Below are 18,330 nucleotides of genomic sequence, written 5' to 3'. Positions count from 1 at the left end.
CGTAATGTTTGGAAGATTAACTCTTGATTCAGTTCCATTCCACGAACCTATTATCGTCATCACCTTAGCGGTTGTGGCGCTGGTTGGTTTAGCCGTAGTTTACGCGGTAACTAAAGCCGGAAAGTGGCAATATTTGTGGAATGAATGGTTTACTTCAGTAGACCATAAAAAACTTGGCTTCATGTACATCGCAGTAGCGATGGTGATGCTTGTTCGTGGTTTTGCTGACGCAGTCATGATGCGTAGTCAGCAACTCCTTTCTTCTGCGGGTGAAGCAGGTTACTTGCCACCGCATCACTACGATCAAATTTTTACTGCCCATGGCGTGATCATGATCTTTTTCGTAGCGATGCCATTGGTTATTGGTCTGATGAACATCATCGTGCCATTACAGATTGGTGCGCGTGACGTAGCTTTCCCGTATCTGAATAACTTGAGCTTCTGGCTGTTTGTTGTTGGTGTCATCCTAACAAACATGTCTCTCGGCTTAGGTGAATTTGGTCGCACCGGTTGGTTGGCGTATCCGCCGCTTTCAGGTATTGAGGCTAGCCCAGGAGTCGGGGTCGACTATTGGATTTGGGCGCTGCAGATATCAGGTGTTGGTACGACGTTAACAGGCGTGAACTTCTTCGCGACCATTTTGCGTATGCGTACACCGTCTATGCCAATGATGAAGATGCCAGTTTTCACTTGGGCGTCTCTGTGTGCAAACATTTTGATCATCATTTCATTCCCAATCCTAACGGTGACTATCGCTCTGCTTACGCTGGATAGATACCTAGGCATGCACTTCTTTACCAATGATCTTGGCGGCAACGTAATGATGTACGTCAACCTGATTTGGGCTTGGGGTCACCCAGAAGTGTACATCTTGATCTTGCCAATTTTTGGTGTGTTCTCAGAAGTCACCGCAACCTTCTCACGTAAAAAGTTGTTCGGTTACACATCGCTAGTTTGGGCTACCGTAGTTATCACGATTCTTGCCTTTGTCGTTTGGCTACACCACTTCTTTACGATGGGGTCTGGCGCGAACGTAAATGCCTTCTTCGGTATTGCCACGATGATCATTTCTATCCCAACAGGGGTGAAGATCTTCAACTGGCTATTCACGATGTACAAAGGCCGCATCCGCTTTACGACGCCAATGATGTGGACGGTGGGCTTCCTTATCACCTTTACTGTTGGTGGTATGACGGGCGTACTAATGGCTGTTCCGGGCGCAGATTTCGTTCTGCATAACTCAGTATTCCTTATCGCTCACTTCCACAATGTTATCATCGGTGGTGTGGTGTTTGGATGTTTCGCTGCGATCACTTACTGGTTCCCGAAAGCGACCGGTTTCACCATGAATGAAACTTGGGGCAAACGCGCGTTCTATCTTTGGATTATTGGTTTCTTAATGGCGTTCTTACCGCTTTACGCGCTGGGCTTCATGGGGATGACTCGTCGTTTAAGCCAAGACATCAACCCAGAATACTTCCCACTGTTGTCGATTGCCGCAGCAGGTACGGTTGTGATTGCGCTGGGCGTATTGTCTCAGTTCATCCAAATTTACGTGAGTATCCGTGACCGCGAGCAAAACCGTGATCTAACTGGTGACCCGTGGGGTGGTCGTACTCTTGAGTGGGCAACATCGTCTCCACCGCCGTTCTACAACTTTGCGCACCTACCAAAAGGTGATGTGCTGGATGCCTTCTGGTACCAGAAACAAAGTGGCGAGTTCGATCCAACTAAAGAAGTGGAATACGAACGTATTCATATGCCAAAAAACACGGCAACAGGCATCTACGTGTCGGCTTGGTCGCTCCTATTTGGCTTCGGCATGATTTGGTACATCTGGTGGCTAGCGGCGGCAAGTTTGGTCGGTATTATCGTGACGTGTATTCAGCATAGCTATAACGATGATGTGGATTACTACGTGGAAGTTGAAGAGATCAAAGCAATTGAGGCTGAACGTCGAGCTCAGCTTGAAGAAGCGAAGAAAAACTCAGTGAAAGACAGCGAAAGTAAAGATGATCTGGAGGTGACGTATGCAAACTAATATCGCAGCACATCACGACCATGATCACCACCATGACACGAATGGCAACAAGCTATTTGGCTTCTGGGTTTACCTGATGAGTGACTGTGTACTGTTTGCGACCTTGTTCGCGACTTACGCTGTGCTGTCGAGCAATTCAATTGCGGGCCCAACAGGTAAAGACATTTTCGAACTCCCATTCGTTTTTGTCGAAACCATGCTGCTGCTGTTTAGCAGTATCACATTTGGTTTTGGCATTATCGCGATGAAGCGCAACAACGTTGCTGGTCTCAAACGTTGGATGTTAGTCACGTTCGCGCTTGGTCTTGGCTTTATCTGTATGGAGGTCTATGAATTCCATCACCTGATTGAAGAAGGCTATGGCCCACAAACCAGTGCATTCCTGTCGGCATTCTTTACGTTGGTTGGTACGCACGGCCTGCACGTAACCTTTGGTCTGATTTGGTTAGCGGTAGCATACCATCAACTGTCGACGAAAGGTCTGAACGACAATATGGCAATGCGCTTTAACTGCTTAAGCCTATTCTGGCACTTTCTAGATATCGTTTGGATTTGTGTCTTTACCATCGTTTACTTACTGGGGGTAATGTAATGGATCAACATGTAGAAACCAGTTCGTCAGATTACGTGAAAGGTTTTATTGCCTCACTGATTCTGACGGTAATTCCGTTCTACTTTGTTTGGACGAAATCATTACCAGATACAACGACCTATGCGATTCTATTTGGATGTGCATTAGTGCAGATATTTGTTCACTTTAAATACTTCTTGCACATGGAAACAAAAACATCCGACGGACGTTGGAACCTTGTATCACTGATGTTTACCGCCATTGTTGTACTTATCCTTATCGCTGGCTCGGTATGGATCATCTACAACATGAACGTCAACATGAAGTTGTAGGCCAAGGTATGCTGAAAAGTTATTTGTCTATCACTAAACCGGGCATTATTTTCGGCAACCTGATTTCTGTTGCGGCGGGGTTCTTCCTCGCCGCAAAAACAGAACCAGCCAGTCTAATGTTGTTCGTTACGACGTTAGTTGGTGTTGGGTTAGTCATCGCTTCAGGTTGTGTGGTGAATAATATTTTCGATCGTGATATCGACCAAAAGATGGCACGTACACGAAATCGTGAAACAGTGAAAGGCAACATCAATATCGATATTGCGTTTGTTTATGCACTTGCTTTATTGCTGGTAGGAACCGCACTCTTATTTATCCGAGTGAATCCACTATCCGCTGTCGTCGTGTTGCTTGGCTACGTGTATTACGTGTTCTTTTACACGATGTGGTACAAACGTAACTCGGTGTATGGAACCTTAGTGGGAAGTATCTCAGGCGCAGTTCCGCCATTGGTGGGTTACTTAGCGGTAACAAACTTCATTAGCTTGGAAGCGATTTTACTCTTTACCATGTTCTGTCTCTGGCAAATGCCGCACTCTTATGCCATTGCCATGTTCCGCATGCAAGACTACCGAGAAGCCGGGATTCCCGTATTGCCAGTTAAAGAAGGTATTCATAAAGCGCATCGACACATGAAAGCGTATGTCGTGGCTTTTGGGGCAGCATCATTGGGGTTATTTTTACTAGGTGAAGCCGGGTATGAATACTTAGCGGTTGCAGCGGTTGTTTGCTTTATGTGGACGAAAGTGACCTTTCGCAGCATTGATGAGAACAACTACATCGCTTGGTCAAAGTCGGTGTTTAAAGTCTCACTGCTAGTGGTGATGGGGATCAGTGGTGTGCTTGGTGTCGAGTTGATTCCTCTAGCTCTGTAACAACCAGACCTAAGCGTTTGCTACGCGCCAATATCTTTTGCTGCTGAATGCATGAATGACCTTACCTAGAAGTAAGGTCATTTAACTTTCTATTGTCCTTTATTTTCCCTGTTCCTCCTCTAGCTTCACTATCACGTATTCATATCTAAAAGCAAAAACAACCAGTGTGTAAAACATAGTAGATCGCGCGTTTCCGCTGACGCGTAATAATGCCAAGAGATAGCGACGATTAAGCTAAAAGTATAAACAGCGCAATAACTCTACTTACCATATGAGAATTCAATATCGATAGTTTGTAATGTAAACATTTGGGGTAGTGCTAGTTCCCATAGCAGCATACAAACTAACAATGTGAATGTTTAAGTTGAATCACCAGCTAGCGAAATACAAAAGTTTTACGACTGAAAGTGGGTGAGGAAGCATCTTAACTCCAGTGAAATGAACACGATTAAGAATCATCCTTTTACATAATCTAAAAACTCACTAAACCTTAACCCAGATTAAAGTTTTGTCGTCTCCGAGGCATTAAGGTGCGCCTGTAGTTAGCAGGTCTCAAGGATTCAGAGAAGGAACAGCCATACATCGTGTATCGCTGTTCCTTTTTCGTTCTTGTTTACTTGCGAAAAGATAAAACATAAAGACAACTTTAAGAGGACTGGTTTTGAGCATTTTGTTTTCCGAAGCCCGCATTGGCAACATGACCCTAAAGAACCGTTTTGTGAGAAGCGCAACGTGGGAGAACATGGCGACCGAAGATGGTCACATGACGGCAAAGCTTTACGATATTTACGAAACGCTTGCGAAAGGGGAGGTTGGGCTTATTGTCACGGGTTATGCCAATATCGTTGAAGAAGAGAAACCCAACGCAGGTATGATGGGGATCTACAACGACTCTTTTATTGAAGAATACAAAAAGCTAACAGAGCTAGTACATCAACAAGATTCTAAAATCGTGATGCAAATTGCTTACGGTGGCACCAAAACCACCCATAACGTCGGTGAGCGTGTCATCTTCGCTCCGAGTGACGTGCCTGAGCGTGGTACAAATACGCAAGGCAAAGCGATGACAAAGGACGAAATAGACTACATCGTAAAGGCATTCGCATTGGCGAGTAAACGTGCTCAAGACGCTGGTTTTGACGGCGTAGAGATTCATGCGGCGCACACTTATTTAATTAACCAGTTTTTAAGCCCGTACTATAATCGTCGCGAAGACGAATATGGTGGTGACTTAGAAAATCGCATGCGCTTTCTTTTAGAAATTTATTCTGAAACCAGAAAGCTGGTTGGAAGCGAATTTCCCATCCTCGTTAAACTGACGGCAACAGAGTTCTTTGACGGCGGTTTAACGTTCAATGAAACTCGCGTCGTCTGCAAGAAACTTGAAGAAATAGGCGTTGATGCGATCATCGTATCTGGCAATGTTCACGGCAAAGCAAACGAACTTGTTGGTCAAACGTTCGATGGTTACACACTACAAGAAGAAGGTTACTTTCACGAATATGGTCACGTGATCAGCCAGGACGTTAGCATACCGGTGATTACTGTCGGCGGGCTGAGCGACATTGATGCGATTGAGAAAATTGCAGAAAACACAGATATCCAATTTTTTGCTGTGTCACGCCCTTTATTGGCTGAGCCACAGTTGATCAAACGTTGGAAAGAAGGCAATCGCGCACCAGTAGATTGTGAACGTTGCTCAAAGTGTCGTACCAAGCGTGGTAACTTTTGCGTGGTGTATAAGAACCGAAATCGTCGCAAAAAATAGAACGAAGCGAATACACAAATACAAATTAGCCTCCACTCTGAATATGGAGGCTTTTAATTATCCGCATGTTAATCGAACCATTATTTATCTTCTTTTTGATAGTTTAAATAATGCACACAAAGATCGTGAAATGCTTTAGCTTGAGGCGAGATCGTGCGATCGGTTAACGTAAATATACCAATTTGCCTTTCAAGTGGTGGATCGATAAGCGGAATCCAAACCAAGCGTGTTTCATTGGTTGGGAAAGCAAGCTTAGGTAGGGTCGTGACACCAATCCCAAGTTCTAAGACAGAAAACAGCGAAGTAATATTTTCGACCGAATAGAGCGCTTGCTGACTCAGAGCTCTTGCTGGGGTTGGATCGAGAAGTGTACAAGTGCCGTTACGGATAAAGGGTTGTTCCAACAAAGTTTGCCACTCGATTCCTTCTGGATGACTCGCAATAGGGTTGTCCTTTAAACACACCACGCCTATTGGATCGGCTAACAGCGGCGTAAAGTCAATGCCGCCCTCATCGAGGTGAGAGGGGTTACCGAGCGCTAAGTCGACCTCACCGGAGAGTAGGCGAGCCTCGACGCCAGCGGCATTATCGTCTATCAAGCTTACTTCTACATTTGGATACTGTTCGCAAAAGGCGCCCAACACGCTAGGAATGAGCTTCGCTGCAACAGAAGGAACGCTCGCAATTCGCACTCTCCCTTGCTGTCCGGCAGCGGCTGCTTTGAGATCGTTGTCTAGTGCACTGTAGATATTGAGAAACTGAACCACTTTGGGAAGACAAATTTCACCAAACGGGGTCAATTTGGTTTTGTTTCCGGGTTCAAACAGCGTTTGCCCTAGAATTCTTTCAAGCTCTTTTATCGATGTTGACAGTGCCGCCTGAGAACGATTTGCACGATGTGAAGCGGCTCGAAAGCCTCCTTCCTCGACTACCATCACAAAATGCATTAATTGTTGAAGCTTAATACTCATCCCTAATGCCTCTTAATCCCTTTATTTACGTTATTTTAAATAGAGCGATAAGTTTAACTTATCAAATGTCAAAAATTTACCGTTAGATTTATCGCCTGTCAATGTGCATCATTTAACCATATTGAAACAAAGTTGTTACAAAGGTTGAAAGGCACGTGAATACTCCTACTAAAAAACACCCAGTTAAAACCAGTCTATTTGCTTCTAAAGCGCCGCTTGAATGGGCGATAGTCAACAACGGAACCCTGTATACGGCTCAAATTCCTATTGATGACACAGGCGCGGTTGTGGAAGGCGGTATCGAAGCACAAACACGTCAAACCTTTAACAATCTCATTCACACCCTGGAGTGTGCAGGGGAGTCTTTGGACTCGGTGTTGCAGGTCCTGATTTATGTGACCGACAGAGAATACTTAAAGACCGTTAACCAAGTGTACGCGGAATATTTTGAAGCGCCGTACCCAAATCGCGCCGCCATGGTGGTTGCAGGGTTAGCGCGAGAAGAGATGTTGGTGGAGTTTGTCGTCTACGCGTCGGCAAGCCAACCAGAATAAATCCAATAAGAACAATTAGAGATCAGTGAGTGGGTGGCTTGCCATCACAAATCGGAAGAACAAGGAAAGAACCATGACTTTTATTAACAATGTTCAAGCAGAAAAATCCCTCTATATAGCGGGTGAGTGGCAATCGGGCATGGACACCATCGCCAATATTAACCCTTCTGATATCAGCGAAAACATTGGCGATTTCGCACAAGCGAGTGTGTCGCAAGTAGAGCAAGCGATTCAAGCGGCTAAATCAGCGCAGCCAGAGTGGGAAAAAACACCAATCGAGCGCAAGCAAGCAGTGCTACAAGCGATTGGTGATGAGCTCATTGCACGATGTGACGAATTGGGCACCTTACTTTCGCGTGAAGAAGGTAAGCCATTTGCTGAAGGTCGAGGTGAGATATACCGTGCTGGCCAATTCTTCCAATACTTTGCTGCTGAGGTTCTGCGTCAAATTGGCGATAACGCTGCTTCCGTCCGTCCAGGTGTCTCCGTTGAAGTTACTCGTGAAGCCGTCGGCGTTATCGCCATTATCTCTCCTTGGAACTTTCCAACAGCAACAGCGGCTTGGAAAATCGCGCCAGCACTTGCGTTTGGTAACAGCGTCGTCTGGAAGCCTGCCAACCTAACCCCAGCAAGTGCCGTTGCGCTGACAGAGATTATCCATCGCCAAGGTTTACCTGCCGGCACGTTTAACCTCGTTTTGGGTAGCGGTTCGCAAGTCGGTAATACCCTTATCAATTCGAAGGATGTGAACGGCGTGAGCTTCACTGGTTCTGTGGACACAGGCCGTAAAGTTGCAGCGGCAACGGCACCAAATTTTGTGCGTTGTCAGCTAGAGATGGGTAGCAAAAATGCGCTCGTAGTGGCAGATGATGCAGACATTCAAATTGCCGTTGAAGCGACAATCGCAGGCTCATTCTCGGGTGCAGGTCAAAAGTGCACCGCGTCTTCTCGTCTTGTGGTTATGGACGGAATTCACGACGCGTATGTTGAAGCGCTAATCAAACGCATGAGCGAATTAAAAGTGGGTCACGCACTGGAAGAGGGCGTATTCATGGGTCCTGTTGTTGATGGTAACCAGCTGAATGCGAACTTTGAGTGGATTGAAAATGCACGCCAAGCAGGCGCGGAGCTGGCTTTCGGTGGTGAGCGTCTGAGCCTAGAGCATGACGGTTACTATATGTCACCAACCCTGTTCTTGAACACACAAAACAGCTGGGAAGTGAACCAAGAAGAAGTCTTTGCACCAATGGCAAGCGTGATTCGCGTTTCTGATTTGGATGAGGCGATTGCAGTCGCGAACGATACGCGCTTTGGCCTGACAGGCGGCATTATCACGCAAAGTCTGCGCAATAGCGCGATCTTCAAACAGCAAGTCCAAACGGGCTGCGTCATGGTTAACTTGCCAACTGCGGGTACAGATTATCACGTTCCATTTGGTGGTCGTAAAGAATCTAGCTTTGGTCCTCGTGAGCAAGGTCAGTACGCCAAAGAGTTCTACACCGTAGTGAAAACCGCTTATCAGCGTCCTTACTAAGATCGGCAGGGTAACTGATGGTGTCAGTTGCCCGCACGAAAAGGCTAAGAAATTGTTTAAGGAGTGGTTATGTACCAACAACGGATTGTGATTGACGGATTGCAGTACTGCAATTGGGATCGAGAGTATTTCCAAACGCTTAAGGCGAGTGGCATTACCGCCGTTCATGCCACCATCGTCTACCACGAAACTGCGCGCGAAACCTTAACGCGTTTTGCTGAGTGGAACTTGCGCTTCGAGCAAAATGCGGACCTCATCATGCCTATTTATTCAATGGCAGATGTAGAAAAAGCCAAAGCAGAAGGCAAAGTCGGCATCTTCTTCGGCGCGCAAAATTGCTCACCAATCGATGATGAAATTGGTCTGATTGAAGTGATGCGCCGCCAAGGTCTGCTGATCATGCAACTGACCTACAACAACCAAAGCTTACTGGCGACAGGTTGTTACGAACAAAACGATTCCGGCGTAACTCGCTTTGGTAAGCAAGCTATTGAAGAGATGAACCGAGTCGGGATGATCATTGATATGTCCCACAGTGCGGAGCGTTCTACGTTGGAAGCCATCGATCTTTCTTCGCGTCCAATTTGTATCAGCCATGCTAACCCGACGTTTGCGCATGACGCACTGCGCAACAAATCCAACACCGTGATCAAAGCACTGACGGAGCGCGGTGGTTTGATTGGATTCAGTTTATATCCATTCCATTTGCCAAATGGCAGCCAGTGCACGCTGGATGATTTCTGCCAGATGGTAGCGAAAACCGCAGACATGTTTGGCGTCGACCATTTAGGCATCGGTAGTGATCTGTGCTTAAACCAACCGCAACAAGTATTGGAATGGATGCGCAACGGGCGTTGGTCAAAAGCGATGGATTACGGCGAAGGTTCAGCAAGTAACTCGGGATGGCCAGATGCGCTGCCATGGTTCTGCGGCAGCGCAGGGATGGAGAACATCTACAACGGATTAATGGGTCACGGATTCAGTGAATCTGAGGCTGGAAAAATATTGGGTGAAAACTGGTTCAACTTCCTTAAAGAAGGATTAGAGCCTTTTTCATAGCATTCCCCAAAGTAGGAACCGCCTGCCCACATAATAACAATACGGCAGGCGTAAAACTCACATTTGTAGCCAGTCTTTGGCTGCTGCAAAGAACCTCTGGAGCCAGAGTATGTCTGATTTAACCAATAGCATGAAAGCTTCCACGATGAGCGTGTCATCGGGCAAGTCGAAAGCAAAACACAACACATCAACAACAGAAAACACGACGGACAAATTAGGACTGAATAACCCGGCCTTTTGGTATAGCGGTGGTTTCATCGCGTTGTTCGTTGCTATTGCACTTTATGACGGCGAGCTGTTATCTACGATCGTTAACGCTGGCTTTGGCTGGGCAGTTCAGGTATTTGGTCCATACTGGCAGTTACTGCTGCTTCTCACTTTTCTTATTGGTCTTGGCTTGGCTGCAGGGCGAACAGGCAAGGTGATGTTGGGCGGGATTGCAAAACCAGAAATGGACTCTTTCCGCTGGATGGCGATTATTTTCTGTACCTTATTGGCTGGTGGTGGTGTTTTCTGGGCCGCGGCTGAGCCTATCGCACACTATGTTAGCCCACCCCCTTTGTACGGCGCGCAAGATAACCCGCAGCAAGGTGCGGTGAATGCGTTGTCACAATCCTTTATGCACTGGGGCTTTCTAGCTTGGGCGATTGTAGGTAGCTTAACTTCCATCGTGGTGATGCACCTACATTACGACAAAGGTTTACCACTAAAACCACGTATTTTGCTTTACCCAGTCTTGGGCGAACGAGCACTTAAAGGCCAACTCGGTGCATTGATTGACGCGTGCTGCATTATCGCGGTAGCCGCGGGCACCATCGGGCCCATTGGGTTTCTAGGCTTGCAGGTTAGCTACGCGTTAAATGCGCTGTTTGATATTCCTGATGGCTTTACCACTCAGCTTATCATCATCTTGTTTGCGATTGCGCTTTACACCTTGTCAGCACTCAGTGGATTAAGCCGAGGCATGCAACTGCTTAGTCGTTACAACGTGATTCTGGCAATGGCATTGATGGTTTACATCCTGTTTTTTGGCCCTACGAATTTTATCTTTAACGGATACATTCAAGGTGTAGGGAGCATGCTGGATAACTTTATCCCAATGGCGACCTACCGTGGTGATGAAGGTTGGCTAAGCTGGTGGACAGTATTTTTCTGGGGCTGGTTCCTTGGTTATGGTCCGATGATGGCAATTTTTATTGCGCGTATTTCCCGTGGTCGAACTATCCGACAAGTCATTTCCACCATCAGTATTGTGGCTCCGTTAACCACCTGTTTTTGGTTCACGATTGTGGGCGGCTCAGGTCTTGCGTTTGAAATTGCTGAACCGGGTAGCGTGAGTGCGGCGTTCGAAGGCTTTAACCTGCCAGGTGCTTTGCTTGCGGTGACTCAGCAACTACCAATGCCAATGCTGACTTCAATTCTATTTCTGATTTTAACCACGATCTTCATCGTCACGACGGGCGACTCAATGACCTACACAATCAGTGTCGTGATCAGTGGTGAAACGGAGCCGAATGCGATCATCCGTACCTTTTGGGGCGTAATGATGGGTGTGACGGCACTAATCCTGATTTCTCTTGGCTCTGGTGGCATCTCTGCACTGCAATCTTTCATTGTGATTACCGCGGTTCCGGTTTCGTTGATTCTGTTACCGTCACTTTGGAATGCGCCGCAAATCGCAATCAAAATGGCGAAAGAGCAAGGGCTATAACAATTATCTAATTCAAACAACGTGGAGCTTGTGCGGGTGTTTTCCTCCTGCATCCGCACAAACCCTAGTATTCTTACAATAACAAATAGGTGGTGAGCAAAATGGATGCACATCGTTCTACTTATACGGAAGCAACTATGCGCGATGCAGCGATTGTCATGGCAGCCGAAAGGCTTGGCGCAATGCACCAAAACCGAATCAGCTTTGTTCGCAGTCTGATTCGTAATATGGCAAGCCAAAACTGGCAAGTAACCAAGCATGAGTGGCAGCTTTGTCCTCGTGGTTATGGTCATGTGATTTACAAATTGACCACGCCAGAGCACGTTTATCATTTGGTGGTATTCTGTGATGAAATTGCCGACGACGAGCGTAATGATCGCGTAATTGCTGAAAAGTGGGACGTCACATTTGCACTGGTTCAAGGCGATGTTGATGTTACTTTGTTGGAAAGATTGCGAGAAAATGTACCGCTGCAAGAAGCGGGACGTAATCCAAACAACGTACTTGTTCTTGCTCGCGCAAACAAAAGTGTGCGCGTGTTTGAGCACATTGTTAGCGCGCTTTCTCAAGGCGAGCAGCCTGAGCCGAAAGAGTTAGCTGAAGTGGGTTATATCCTGCGTACCACAGCTGTTTATGGTAACGGAAAGTTTGGTATCGCCGATTTCAAACTGTTAGAGAACAACTCAGATTTCAGCCAGTCTTTTAGTGCGCAAATGTGTGCCGTATATATGTTGCGTGAATTCAGCCTAGATTGGGTGCACTATCTGGCACTTCAGCAAGGTGGCGACAACGCGGTGGCTTTGCATCGTGGCTTGCAGCGCTACCTTGGTGTCGGCAATGCGACTGGCTTAGGCATGGCTCCATACTTGATTAATCACCCGTGCATCGTTGACCAATGGATGACCTCTCGCGAACGTGCGGTAGCGCGAGTCTTTGCGATGCCATGTGAAGCGTCGTTCCATGCTCCTTTGCAAGGATTGCTGCAAAAAGCACAGCGTCATTTAGAGCAAGTCATCACCATCAATGAACATCAAGACAGGCTCAATCATCAAGCGATAGCAGACATCAAACAACTGCTATCGGAGCTAACAACGTTAATGGCATTACATCCGAACTGGGCGAGTTTGGTCGAGCATAAGAAAACAATGAGTGTGGAAGCCCAAGAAATCCTCACCTCTTGCTTGATCGAACTCTACCCATCTTTAGTGGATGAATTTGCTAGCCAAATGAATACGGATGAAACGTTATCTATTCCGGGCGGGAAAAAGATCCAAGATTTACTGGAAGTGTTGCAAAGCAAGTACCGCTGGGCGATTGATGCGGATTACTCACTAGCCGAGAACAACTACTGGTTCTGGTATCGCTCACAAGATAAAGAAGAGCCAAGGCTTGGTGTTCGCGGGGAAGAGGCTGGAGAAGAAAAAGAACTGCCGCTTGATATCGGCAGACAAGTGAATCGCTTGTACCAGGCCTTGCTTGACTGTGATGTAGAAATGTCCGTAGCAGAGTTTCTATTGCAAAAACCGGCTTATCGTTCGATCACACGTCGCGTATGGACGCTAGGCAACCGTGCGATGGGGGATATTCAAATGAATGTGCTGCGTAAAGATGCGTTACCAATGCACTTACTGCGCTGTAAATTGGCGATCTTTGGCGCGACTAAGTTTGATCCGCGCTCGGATCGTTGGGTTCGAGTAACCTTCTTCCAGGGCGCGCCGCTGTTAGATGAAATTCACGATCCTAAACTGGCAGACACATGGATTTTCCCTAGCATGCCGCCGCGTGACGAAATTGTGCAAAGTGACAATCAAAAAATCAACGGAGGATTTGCATTATGATCGTCTCTCACAACGAATTGGTGGCCGCGGTTAATAAGGCATTTCTTGGCATGCGCCGTCACTGTGGTGAGGCGGATGTCATTGCGAACATGGTGGCGGACTTGCAAATGGTTGGCTTACATGGAGTTCGTCATTTTAATAACGCCAGTCTGTTTCTTGGGTTAGATTCAGACTGCGCCGTATCGGTGACCAACAGTACGCCGTCAAGCATAGAGGTAGAACTGCACAACGGGAGTGTAGCGTGTCATTTACCCGCGGTGTTGGATTTCGCGCTCGAGAAAATGATCAACCGTAAGTCGATTACCATTACGTTGAAACAGTGTCATAACCGTTGGCTAGGTTTTAGTGAGTTGTTGAAGCTCTCTGCAAAAGGCATTGCGTGCCGTGCACAATGGGTCAATGGCTCTAGTCCCAAGCGAACGCTTTATGTGTTAAACCGTGGACGAATCGCGCCAGAAGTCTTTTTCTCGGATCAGTTTGATGGGCATGATACGGATTTGCATAGTATGGTTATCGAGCTCTCCGTGAACGATTTCGATATCGAGAAAAGTGCACAAGGGTATACCACCCACATTGAAGGTGATGAGTTAAGCCGCACGCAACAAGCTTCTTGGCAAAATGGTATCTTTGTCGAAGACCAAGAATGGGAAACACTGAAACAAACCGCAACCGCGTTGCTGGTGGAGAACAGTGAGCGTTCTATGCTCGGTGCTGGCGGTGTGGTTTAAGCGATGAAAGGCGATGATTCCAAGTAGAAGTGATGAAGGCTGCTCTTTAGCGGCCTTTTTTGTGCGCGAAGTTTGGTCACTTCTGAAGTTCAAAGACTATGATTACCGTTATCCGCAAGATGGAGCAACACAGGTAAGAAAAATGGATCTGCAAGAGAATAAAAGAAATGCCATTGCGTTTTACGAAACCGCCTATCGAGGTAATCCAAGAAAAGCGGTTGAAGACTATGTTGGCGATGAGTACATTCAGCACAATCCATTAGTTGGAAATGGCCCCGAGGCTTTTATCGAGTATTTTGAGCGGATACAAAATGAGTATCCCAATAAAGACATTACGTTTGTGCGAGCCATTGCTGAAGGGAACTTGGTGGCACTACACACTCACCAAACATGGCCTAATGATATTGAATACGTGACAATGGATTTCTTTCGTTTTGATCACAATGGGAAGATCGTCGAACATTGGGACGCTCTGCAAGAGATTCCTAAAGAAACATTGAATGGTCACACCATGTATTAACGAGTCGTTGACGAGTCTCCCATGCCGTTTATTCAAACGGTATGGGAGGTTAAATGATTTGTGGCACTTTAAGTATTAATCATCAAAGCGCTTTTTCGATTCTCACCGCGACGTCTTCAGATACCCAGCCTTTCCACAAGTCAGGGTAGGTATTAAAGAAGTAAAACATCGCTTCTTCACCGTCCGCGTAGTTATCTTCCATCCAGGCCAGCATTTCACTCATTTGCTCGTTGGTAAATCCGCGTTTCTGCAAGTACGCGAATGCTTGGGGTTCTTTGCTCGCAAACGCCTCAGTTGTTACTGTGCGAACTGGAGAAGGTGGGTACATTGTTACTTTTGGTGAAGCGCAATCAGGCTGAGTGGTACAGTTGCGATACTCTTCTAAATCTGTTCCGCTACCAAAATCCACTTTGACCATATCATACTTGCCCAATACGGGGGTCGGTGACCAGTAGTAACCAAACCAAGGCATTTTGCGATCATAGGCTTTGGCGATGGTGCCAGCTAATGCTGCGCCAGATCCTGGGTCAACCATCTCAAAGCCGTGCTCACTTAACCCTAATGCATTAAACAAGTGACCGGAGGTGATTTGGCATGTCCAACCAGCAGGGCAGCTATAAAACGCGAACTTGTCATCATCCTCTGGGTGTTCAAATAGTTTGGCGTGCTTGATGACGCCTTCTATTGTCGCGAGTTCTGGATACTGTTTTACCAGATAGGCGGGAACCCAAAACCCTTCTTCACCACCATTGACAAGCGATTCACTAGCGATGCGCAAGCGTTTATCCGCAATCCCTTTATCAAGTGCTTCTTTAATACCGTTTGTCCATAACTCTGGCGCAACGTCAGGCTGTCCCTTTTCAATCATAGAGGTGCCTGTAGGAACGCTATCACCAGGGATCAATTCCGCATCGCACTGGTAGCCTTCATTTAAGACAAATTGGTCGATGTGCGCCATTAAGCTGGCCGAATTCCAATTCATGTCTGCGATGGTTATTTTTCCGCATTCGTCCGCATTTGCATGAGTAGATAATGCTGATAGCAGCAGAACAGAGAGCATTGAAGGTGTCGTCTTCATGTGACTGAATTTCCTTGTCGTTGTCATTTACTTCAGTATATACATCGGTTTATAAAGATTCAGTGAACAAGTTTTTTTCAGTGACGTTAAGCATAAAAACGGCGATTTATGAAGCGTTTGGTGAGGCGTGTTGAAAGGGAGTTAATACAGCAAGAACACTCCTTCGTAGCCGCCAATCTCAATATGAGAAACATAGTCGCCGATGTTACCGTCTTGATCTACAGGTCGCATAGGCTCTGGAAGTGCGATAGTTATCTTCGGTGAGGAGAAGTAATCGATATTTTTGCCAAAGAAATCAGTCCGATACAGCACTCGGCCTTTGGTGAATTCGCGGGCTAACACCATCTCTGTAGGGCCATGCATCACTACCACATCGTCTGAGTGATACGCAAAGTACGTATGGGTTGGTAACAAATCGATAGCGCCATTAGGCAAGTCAGGGTGAGCCACTTTGCTCATAGAAGCATCTCCAATCACCGTGTAATCGGCGGAATATGGCGTGCTGGTGGACATCATTAGCGGAGTCGCCTGATATCCTTCTGGTATTTGATTGGCAGGCTCTCCCAAATCAACGGCAAGCAAGGAGCTAGGTTGATAAGCAATATTCTTTGGTACGCCTGCCTTCCAGAAGTTGTCACTTGTTGTGTTATTACTTCCATATAAGTAGCCATTGTTCCACTGATTAAAGTAAATGCGCTCAGGGTGATAGTTTAAGTAGAACACCGCTAGTGCAGAGTATTGGTCCTGTTTCCAGTTATCCTCAGTGTTGCCAAAGTATTGAACTCGACCATAACGCGTGGTCGCTTGATAAATCACTTTCTGACCCGCTTTGGCGAGTGCAGAGTTATCCCAAAATTTAGCCAAGCCAGCATAGCCACTAAAGCCGGTAGCAGGGAAAAGGTAGTGCTCGCGCAAGTACAAGGAGCCAGCGTTAACCAAGTGGTTTTGCCCATTACGACCGAATAAGTTTGCCGTACCTATGTTGAGGCCAATTAACGCATCTTCATCCAGCGTTGCCAGTTTATTCAAGAACGCCGAGAATTGCGCTTTGTAAGCATCGTCAGCAGCTTGGCTACCCGCCACCAAACCAAGTTCATCCACTGTGCCTCCGGAATATATGTAGAACTGATTTGCACCGAGTAACTTATTCGTATCGTCGTTGTACGCACCATTTAAACCTTGTTTCGCCCATTCAGCTTGGTAATAGTGGCGCATTGTATTGGTAAAAACGGGATTACCGAGATTGGTCAATGCCCAAGAAGAGGTTTGATTCCACATACGACCAAATGGAATAACCCGTGACTCCCAACGAAATCGGGCCGTTGCATTCTTATTCGAACGGTTTTTGTATTCATTCCAAGAAAGATAATTGTCTTGGTTTCGATCTGCAGATTTGTCGAAGCCACGAATTTTACGCCGGCGTTGAATGGTTTGACCTTCCGGTGTCTCCGTTGGTGCTCCTGAGATATTGACGGCAGGGAAGCTATTTTTGAGTTGAATGTTTTCGAGACGTGGGCGGTTTTCTATGTTGTCGTCATGCCAAGTAATTTTCGCAAAGTAAAGGCGGCCGCCGTCGCGTAAAAAGGTGGAGCCAAAGTACTGACCGCCACCATAAGTTTTTCCGCTACCATCATGCGTTGTAGCGCGAACCCAATCCGAAGGAACAGACCAGTTTACTGTTTGGTTTTTAGTCATGTTCTCAGTTTTGTCTTTTTTAATCGCGAAGCTTTTCCATTCAGTTACCCGACCAAACGAGTCGATAGCAGAAGGGTATTCAATCGTGAAGCTGCCGCCTTGAGCAAACTGAGAAAACGTAAAGGTTAAGCGGTCGAACTTCTCTGAGTGATAAACATAGAGGGCACCACCATTATTCGCCTGACCGAATACATCAGCATCCCATGGCGGTGGTTGATATAGCCAAAAACCGGCGTGGTCAGCGCTGGCGGTATAGCCAACGATCATCGGTTTTCGATTGAGTAGAGTATTCTCGCCATGGCTTGAGTCGACTTCAGCTAGGATAGTGTCTTCAGAAAAGTGGAGAAAGAAATCTTCGTAGTCAACTCCATTCAGTTCTGCTTGGTTACGTATATCGTTTTCCAGCCAACCTGAGTTAAGTTCCAGCTTTTGGTTGTACATGTAACCAAGCGCTTTTACACGCTCGTTATCACTCTTATTTTCGTAAGCTCCAAACACGATATCGGCATTATCCAACTCCCATTCAAGTGCAGTGGCAGCAGAGATAGGCTTATCTTGAAGATCAATACCCTGTTCATGCAACCCAGGTAATACGATTGCTGTTCTACTCCAAACGTTGGGTACAGAAAGCAAGCTCAAAGAAATGAGTGTAACGAGAGAAAAACAATGCGACTTCAACATGGAGTTATCCCATTAATACTTAGATGACTCAAATTAAGAGTCAGATACAAAGAGAAATTATAGTCCATTCGCGAAGTCGTAATCAGGACCCTGCCATAGAGGACTTTACAGGAAAACTAACAGGGGATGCTGTGCAAAAATGAGCGGGTGTACTTGGAATAGATCATCCTCATAGACTCAAAACTTCCTCTACACGTCAGCACAAAAATAACCACCATTTTAACCTTGTTTCGGTCGTCACCATGTTGTTGGATTTTTCTTCAACAAATTCAGTTAAAACTAACTCTTCAAACCAGTCAGATACTCTGTCTTGGTGGTAGCTGATCATACAAAAAATTAACAAATTAAATTTTTATACATTTTTATTGCATAAA

The 18,330-nt window shown here is 46.3% G+C and carries 15 protein-coding genes; 12 read left to right on the top strand and 3 right to left on the bottom strand.

Going from position 1 to position 18,330, the window contains the following annotated elements; genetic code table 11:
* Positions 1–4 precede the first annotated feature (4 nt).
* The 5 genes from cyoB to R7044_RS15450 all read left to right on the top strand — a co-directional run bounded on the left by cyoB (position 5) and on the right by R7044_RS15450 (position 5,587).
* Positions 5–2,041 (top strand): cytochrome o ubiquinol oxidase subunit I, encoded by a 2,037-nt coding sequence (gene cyoB / locus R7044_RS15470; RefSeq protein WP_005375781.1) that lies wholly within the window; start codon positions 5–7, stop codon positions 2,039–2,041.
* On the top strand, positions 2,031–2,633 hold the full coding sequence (gene cyoC / locus R7044_RS15465) for a cytochrome o ubiquinol oxidase subunit III (RefSeq protein WP_005375782.1): 603 nt from the start codon (positions 2,031–2,033) through the stop codon (positions 2,631–2,633). Before cyoB ends, cyoC begins: the two co-directional genes overlap by 11 nt.
* Positions 2,633–2,944 (top strand): cytochrome o ubiquinol oxidase subunit IV, encoded by a 312-nt coding sequence (cyoD, locus tag R7044_RS15460; protein WP_005375783.1) that lies wholly within the window; start codon positions 2,633–2,635, stop codon positions 2,942–2,944. The genes cyoC and cyoD overlap by 1 nt, the downstream gene beginning before the upstream one ends.
* The gene (cyoE, locus tag R7044_RS15455; protein WP_047100930.1) at positions 2,905–3,819 is read left to right on the top strand and encodes a heme o synthase; all 915 of its coding nucleotides are present in this window, start codon (positions 2,905–2,907) and stop codon (positions 3,817–3,819) included. Before cyoD ends, cyoE begins: the two co-directional genes overlap by 40 nt.
* 661 nt (positions 3,820–4,480) lie before the next feature.
* On the top strand, positions 4,481–5,587 hold the full coding sequence (locus tag R7044_RS15450; RefSeq protein WP_053303714.1) for an NADH:flavin oxidoreductase: 1,107 nt from the start codon (positions 4,481–4,483) through the stop codon (positions 5,585–5,587).
* Between the two features lie 80 nt (positions 5,588–5,667).
* On the opposite strand, the gene R7044_RS15445 is transcribed toward R7044_RS15450, so the two are convergent.
* Positions 5,668–6,558, bottom strand: a complete 891-nt coding sequence (locus R7044_RS15445; RefSeq protein ID WP_104970091.1) for a LysR family transcriptional regulator — start codon at positions 6,556–6,558, stop codon at positions 5,668–5,670.
* Between the two features lie 155 nt (positions 6,559–6,713).
* Between R7044_RS15445 and R7044_RS15440 the strand changes: the two genes are divergently transcribed.
* The 7 genes from R7044_RS15440 to R7044_RS15410 all read left to right on the top strand — a co-directional run bounded on the left by R7044_RS15440 (position 6,714) and on the right by R7044_RS15410 (position 14,502).
* Positions 6,714–7,112, top strand: a complete 399-nt coding sequence (locus R7044_RS15440) for a RidA family protein (RefSeq protein ID WP_005375789.1) — start codon at positions 6,714–6,716, stop codon at positions 7,110–7,112.
* A 73-nt stretch (positions 7,113–7,185) separates the two neighbouring features.
* The gene (locus R7044_RS15435; RefSeq protein WP_053349978.1) at positions 7,186–8,646 is read left to right on the top strand and encodes an aldehyde dehydrogenase family protein; all 1,461 of its coding nucleotides are present in this window, start codon (positions 7,186–7,188) and stop codon (positions 8,644–8,646) included.
* Between the two features lie 69 nt (positions 8,647–8,715).
* The gene (locus tag R7044_RS15430; protein ID WP_017634252.1) at positions 8,716–9,705 is read left to right on the top strand and encodes a membrane dipeptidase; all 990 of its coding nucleotides are present in this window, start codon (positions 8,716–8,718) and stop codon (positions 9,703–9,705) included.
* A 109-nt stretch (positions 9,706–9,814) separates the two neighbouring features.
* Positions 9,815–11,416: a BCCT family transporter gene (locus R7044_RS15425; RefSeq protein ID WP_005388593.1), complete on the top strand. Its 1,602-nt coding sequence runs from the start codon at positions 9,815–9,817 to the stop codon at positions 11,414–11,416.
* A gap of 101 nt (positions 11,417–11,517) precedes the next feature.
* Positions 11,518–13,254 carry a hypothetical protein gene (locus tag R7044_RS15420; protein WP_213904517.1) on the top strand — a complete coding sequence of 579 codons (1,737 nt, stop codon included), beginning with the start codon at positions 11,518–11,520 and terminating at the stop codon, positions 13,252–13,254.
* Positions 13,251–13,982, top strand: coding sequence for a DUF3726 domain-containing protein (locus R7044_RS15415; RefSeq protein ID WP_025767672.1), 732 nt, complete (start codon positions 13,251–13,253; stop codon positions 13,980–13,982). The genes R7044_RS15420 and R7044_RS15415 overlap by 4 nt, the downstream gene beginning before the upstream one ends.
* A gap of 142 nt (positions 13,983–14,124) precedes the next feature.
* A complete protein-coding gene (locus R7044_RS15410) occupies positions 14,125–14,502 on the top strand; it encodes a nuclear transport factor 2 family protein (RefSeq protein WP_025767673.1) in 378 nt (125 codons plus the stop codon).
* Positions 14,503–14,584: 82 nt separating this feature from the next.
* On the opposite strand, the gene R7044_RS15405 is transcribed toward R7044_RS15410, so the two are convergent.
* Positions 14,585–15,580 (bottom strand): ABC transporter substrate-binding protein, encoded by a 996-nt coding sequence (locus R7044_RS15405; protein WP_005375798.1) that lies wholly within the window; start codon positions 15,578–15,580, stop codon positions 14,585–14,587.
* Positions 15,581–15,721: 141 nt separating this feature from the next.
* Positions 15,722–17,956 carry a hypothetical protein gene (locus R7044_RS15400; RefSeq protein WP_225455667.1) on the bottom strand — a complete coding sequence of 745 codons (2,235 nt, stop codon included), beginning with the start codon at positions 17,954–17,956 and terminating at the stop codon, positions 15,722–15,724.
* Between the last annotated feature and the right edge of the window lie 374 nt (positions 17,957–18,330).

The sequence above is a fragment of the Vibrio sp. 1402 genome (genome assembly GCF_033340275.1).
Note: the sequence above shows the minus strand (reverse complement) of the source record. Positions and strands in the feature narration are given on the sequence as shown.

Excerpts from the sequence above, each read along its gene's own strand:
- cyoB (WP_005375781.1), top strand. The coding sequence starts at position 5 with ATGTTTGGAAGATTAACTCTTGATTCAGTTCCATTCCACGAACCTATT.
- cyoC (WP_005375782.1), top strand. The coding sequence starts at position 2,031 with ATGCAAACTAATATCGCAGCACATCACGACCATGATCACCACCATGAC.
- cyoD (WP_005375783.1), top strand. The coding sequence starts at position 2,633 with ATGGATCAACATGTAGAAACCAGTTCGTCAGATTACGTGAAAGGTTTT.
- cyoE (WP_047100930.1), top strand. The coding sequence starts at position 2,905 with ATGGATCATCTACAACATGAACGTCAACATGAAGTTGTAGGCCAAGGT.
- R7044_RS15445 (WP_104970091.1), bottom strand. The coding sequence starts at position 6,558 with ATGAGTATTAAGCTTCAACAATTAATGCATTTTGTGATGGTAGTCGAG.
- R7044_RS15435 (WP_053349978.1), top strand. The coding sequence starts at position 7,186 with ATGACTTTTATTAACAATGTTCAAGCAGAAAAATCCCTCTATATAGCG.
- R7044_RS15430 (WP_017634252.1), top strand. The coding sequence starts at position 8,716 with ATGTACCAACAACGGATTGTGATTGACGGATTGCAGTACTGCAATTGG.
- R7044_RS15425 (WP_005388593.1), top strand. The coding sequence starts at position 9,815 with ATGTCTGATTTAACCAATAGCATGAAAGCTTCCACGATGAGCGTGTCA.
- R7044_RS15420 (WP_213904517.1), top strand. The coding sequence starts at position 11,518 with ATGGATGCACATCGTTCTACTTATACGGAAGCAACTATGCGCGATGCA.
- R7044_RS15415 (WP_025767672.1), top strand. The coding sequence starts at position 13,251 with ATGATCGTCTCTCACAACGAATTGGTGGCCGCGGTTAATAAGGCATTT.
- R7044_RS15410 (WP_025767673.1), top strand. The coding sequence starts at position 14,125 with ATGGATCTGCAAGAGAATAAAAGAAATGCCATTGCGTTTTACGAAACC.
- R7044_RS15405 (WP_005375798.1), bottom strand. The coding sequence starts at position 15,580 with ATGAAGACGACACCTTCAATGCTCTCTGTTCTGCTGCTATCAGCATTA.
- R7044_RS15400 (WP_225455667.1), bottom strand. The coding sequence starts at position 17,956 with ATGTTGAAGTCGCATTGTTTTTCTCTCGTTACACTCATTTCTTTGAGC.